Source organism: Intrasporangium chromatireducens Q5-1 (genome assembly GCF_000576575.1).
GTDB classification, from domain to species: Bacteria; Actinomycetota; Actinomycetes; order Actinomycetales; family Dermatophilaceae; genus Intrasporangium_A; species Intrasporangium_A chromatireducens.
Window position 1 is genome coordinate 1 of record NZ_AWQS01000276.1, and the last position, 4,544, is coordinate 4,544.

Below are 4,544 nucleotides of genomic sequence, written 5' to 3' on the forward strand. Positions count from 1 at the left end.
CGGTTGGTGGCCTCTCGACGGGAGGGAGGGTCAGCGGCATACGGCATCGGTATGCCGCTCAGCCAGCTCCCGAGGGCACGTGCCCTCGCAGCGGGGCGGGGCGTCAGACGAGGAGGCCGTCGGCGATCAGGTCACGCAGCTGCGGGAGCACCTCGGCGCGGACCTCGGCGGCTGGCACGTCGAGAACCGACGCGAGGGCATCGAGCGCCACGCCGGCCGGCAGCGACCCGTCGGCGACACTGAGGTAGCCGGCCAGCAGCGTGCCGGCCCGCACCACCCGCCCGAGCCCACCGCCCTGCCGGACGAGGATGACCGCCGGGTCCTCGCCACCCGGCCGGCCGTGCCGCTCCTCGGTCACGTCGCCGGCGCAGCTCCACGCGACCGCCAGCAGCTCCTCGTCCGAGTGCTCGGCGAGCCAGGTGCGGGCGCGCAGGCCGGCGTCGATGACCGGCCCCATCGGTGACGCCACCCGCCCGGGCACCTCGTCGAGCGAGACCCACGGGTCACGCTCCGTGACGGGGCGCTGCAGAGTCACCACGCCGAAGCCGACCGACTCGACACCGCGCGAGGCGAAGTCGCGCAGCCACGCGGCATACATCCGGTCATGCGCGGGCGTCCCGGGGACGGTGCCGCCGTCGCGGGCCCACAGCTCGGCGTACTCGGCCGGGTCCTGCACCTCACGCTGCACGACCCACGCGTCGAGACCGGTCCCCTCCAGCCACGTCGTCCACACGTCGCGCCACGTCTGCCCGACCGGGACCTCCCAGTTGCCGAGGAACTGCGCGACGCCGCCGGGCTCGAGCACGGACCCGACCGACCGGGCCAGGGTCCGCACGAGGGCGTCCCCGGCGCGGCCGGCGTCGCGGTACTCGTAGAGCGGCACGTCCCCGTCGCGCGGGGTGATGACGAACGGCGGGTTGCTGACGACGAGGTCGAAGCGCTCCCCCGCGACCGGGTCGAGCAGGTCACCGTGCCGCAGGTCGAGCCACACCCCGGCCAGCTCGGCGTTGAACGACGCGTAGGCGAGGGCCCGCTCCGACACGTCCGTCGCGACGATCGACTCGCAGTGCGCGGCGAGGTGCAGCGCCTGCACGCCGCAGCCGGTCCCGAGGTCGAGCGCGCGACGCGCCGGCCGGCGGATCGTCCACGATGCGAGGGTCGTCGACGCGCCGCCGATGCCGAGCACGTGGTCGGGCGGCAGCGGCTCGCGGGTCGCCACCTCGCTGAGATCGGAGGCGACCCACCAGTCGTGCGTGTCGTCGGCGTACGGCCGCAGGTCGCAGCACGCCTCGACGAGCTCCTCCTGCTCCCGGCCGGCGTGGAGCACCCGGACGAGCCCGAGCTCAACGGCGCCCGCGACCCCGAGGGTCGGCAGGGCGCCGGCGAGCGCCGATGCCGCCACCGGTCGCCCGAGCGTGAAGAGCCGAAGGAGTATGCCGCTCACGTCCGTCGCGTCGTCCGTGACGACGAGCGCGGGGAGCGGTTGCTCGCGGTGCAGGGCCGCCGAGGCGAGGTCCCCGAGCCGTTCGGCGACACCGTCGACGGTGAGGCCCGCGGTGAGCAGGTCGGCGCGCAGGCGCCGGATGAGCGTCGGGTCGGTGGACGGCGGAGCGGTCACGCGCCGCTGTCGCTCGACTGCACGGGGGCGGCGGCTGCCCGGGCACCGTCCGCGTCGGCCGTGTCGGCCGCGTCGGCCGCGGCGAGCGCCTCCTCGAGCGTCTCGTGCATCTCGAAGACCTTGTCCAAGCCGGTGATCGAGAAGACCTTGAGCACACGGTCGTCGGTGCCCACGAGGCGCAGCGACCCGCCGAGGCTGCGGGTCAGCTTGAGCCGACCGACGAGCACGCCGAGCCCGGTCGAGTCGAGGAAGCGCACACCGGTCAGGTCGACGACGAGGTTGATGCGGCCCGCGTGGACCGCCTCGTCGAGCCGCTCGCGCACGAAGGGTGCGGTGTAGACGTCGATCTCGCCGCCCAGGCTCACGACCGTGTGGTCGCCCTGGTCGGCACGGTCGATCGAGAGGTCCACCGGCTCTCCTTCTCTGTCGTCGGGCTGTGTCGTCGGGCCCCGCGGCCGGGGCCGCAGGACAGGAAGCAGGCGCCGTCGGCACCCACTCGTCCGCAACCGTACCCCGGCGACATACCGTTGCTCCAGATGAATGCACAGGTCCGGCACCACGGGGGCACCACGCTGCGCAGGCGGGTCGATCCCACGGCCCTGCTCACCCTCCTCGCGGGCGACGAACCGGGTCGGCTGCTCCACGTGCACGAGGTTCCGGAGCGGCACGCCCAGCACGCGGACTGGCCCTCGTGGACCGACCCCACAGTCCTCGCCGCGCTGCTCGGCGAGGGCATCGGGCAGCCGTGGTCGCACCAGGTCGCCGTCGCCGAGGCGGCGCACCGCGGCGAGCACGTCGTCGTCTCGACGGGCACGGCGTCGGGCAAGTCGCTCGGCTACCACCTGCCGATCCTCACCGACCTCGTCGCAGGCACCGGGGCACCCAACGGACGCGGGGCAACCGCTCTCTACCTCTCTCCGACCAAGGCTCTCGCCGCCGACCAGCTGGCCCGGATCGAGGCGCTCGCCCTGCCCGGCATCCGCGCCGCGACGTACGACGGCGACACGCCGACCGACGAGCGCCGGTGGATCCGGGACCACGCGAACCTCGTGCTCACCAACCCGGACCTCGTCCATCACTCGCTCCTGCCCTCGCACGAGCGGTGGTCCTCTTTCCTCCGCGCCCTGCGCTACGTCGTCATCGACGAGTGCCACGTCTACCGCGGCGTCTTCGGCGCCCACCTCGCGGCCGTGCTGCGCCGGCTCCGCCGCGTCGCGGCGCGCTACCGCTCGACGCCGACGTTCGTCTTCGCTTCCGCCACCGTGGCCGACCCCGAGGAGCACGCCTCCCGGCTCCTCGGTATGCCGCTCACCGCGGTCACCGAGGACGGCTCGCCCCGTGGGGCGATGACCTTCGCCCTCTGGGAGCCGCCGGTCGTCCAGGGTGAGGACGGCCAGCCGAAGCGGGTCAACACCCTGACGGAGACCGGGTCGCTGCTCGCGCAGTGCGCCGGAGCCGACGTGCAGACGGTCGCCTTCGCGCGGTCCCGCGCCGGGGTCGAGGTCGTGGCGCGAATCGCCCGAGAGCGAGCGAGCGGCTCGCTGGAAGCCCGGATAGCGGCATACCGGGGCGGTTATCTCCCGGAGGAGCGGCGCGAGCTGGAGCGGTCGCTGCGCACCAAGGAGCTCGTGGGGCTCGCGGCGACGAACGCGCTCGAGCTCGGGGTCGACGTCAGTGGTCTCGACGCCGTGCTCCTGGCGGGCTGGCCGGGGACCCTCGCGTCGCTGTGGCAGCAGGCCGGGCGAGCCGGGCGCAGCGGGGATCGGAGCCTCGCGGTGTTCGTCGCGGACGACGACCCGCTCGACACGTATGTCGTGCACCACCCGGAGGCGATTTTCGGCCGGGGCGTCGAGGCGACCGTCGTCGACCCGGACAACCCGCACGTCCTCGGACCGCACCTCGCCGCGGCGGCGGCCGAGCTGCCGCTGACGGTCGAGGACGAGGCGTACTTCGGGCCGGGGATGCGGCCGCTGCTCGACCGGCTCGTCGCCGGCGGGGTGCTGAAGCGTCGTCCGCGCGGGTGGTACTGGGCGCGGCACGACCGGCCCACTGACCACCTGTCTCTCCGAGGCGCCGGCGAGCCGGTGCGGATCATCGAGAGCCGGACGGGCCGCGTCGTCGGGACCGTCGACGAGGTGTCGGCGCACGCCCAGGTCCACACCGGGGCGGTCCACCTGCACCAGGGCCAGACGTGGGTCATCACCGAGCTCGACCTGGCGGACTCGGCGGCCTTTGCCGTGCGGGGCGACCCGGGGTGGACGACCCAGGCCCGGTCGGTGAGCGACTTCGAGATCGTCGAGGAGCTGGAGCACCGGGACTGGGGGCCGCTGCGGTGCTCCTTCGGCCGGGTGCGGGTGCGGACCCAGGTGACGTCCTTCCTCCGCCGGCTGCCTGGCGGTGAAGTGCTCGGCGAGCACCCGCTCGACCTGCCGGCGAGGACCCTTGACACCAAAGGGATCTGGTGGACGATGCCGATCGAAGAGCTCGGGTCAGCGGGGATCGACGAGGTGTCGATCCCCGGGGCGGCTCACGCGGCCGAGCACGCCTCGATCGGGATGCTGCCGCTCTTTGCGACCGCGGACCGGTGGGACATCGGTGGTGTCTCGACCGACCTGCACCCCGACACCGGCCTGCCGACGATCCTCGTCTATGACGGCCACCCCGGCGGGGCCGGGTTCGCCGAGCGCGGGTACCGCCGCGTGCTCGAGTGGCTGGGCGCGACCCGGGACGCGATCGCGTCGTGCGAGTGCGAGACGGGCTGCCCCTCGTGCATCCAGTCGCCGAAGTGCGGCAACGGCAACGAGCCGCTCGACAAGGCCCTCGCCGTCGCCCTGCTCGACCTGACCCTCCGCCACGCCACCCCCTGACCATCTCGCCCTGGCCACCTCCGACCACCCCAACCGTCGAGCGGACCCGGGCCTGCGGC

General features: G+C 74.0%; 3 protein-coding genes. 1 reads left to right on the plus strand and 2 read right to left on the minus strand.

The genetic code is table 11. The features are described 5' to 3' along the window. Positions 1-103: 103 nt before the first annotated feature. Both N864_RS19460 and N864_RS19465 read right to left on the minus strand, forming a co-directional pair. Positions 104-1,618, minus strand: coding sequence for a DUF7059 domain-containing protein (locus N864_RS19460; RefSeq protein WP_034721197.1), 1,515 nt, complete (start codon positions 1,616-1,618; stop codon positions 104-106). Next, positions 1,615-2,028 (minus strand): anti-sigma factor antagonist, encoded by a 414-nt coding sequence (locus N864_RS19465; protein WP_051518822.1) that lies wholly within the window; start codon positions 2,026-2,028, stop codon positions 1,615-1,617. The genes N864_RS19460 and N864_RS19465 overlap by 4 nt, the downstream gene beginning before the upstream one ends. Positions 2,029-2,154: 126 nt before the next feature. On the opposite strand from N864_RS19465, the gene N864_RS19470 reads away from it, so the two are divergent. After that, the gene (locus N864_RS19470) at positions 2,155-4,485 is read left to right on the plus strand and encodes a DEAD/DEAH box helicase (protein ID WP_051518823.1); all 2,331 of its coding nucleotides are present in this window, start codon (positions 2,155-2,157) and stop codon (positions 4,483-4,485) included. The last annotated feature ends 59 nt before the right edge of the window (positions 4,486-4,544 follow it).

Bases quoted from the DNA above. Each gene is read 5' to 3' on its own strand.
- N864_RS19470 (WP_051518823.1), top strand. From the start codon at position 2,155: ATGAATGCACAGGTCCGGCACCACGGGGGCACCACGCTGCGCAGGCGG.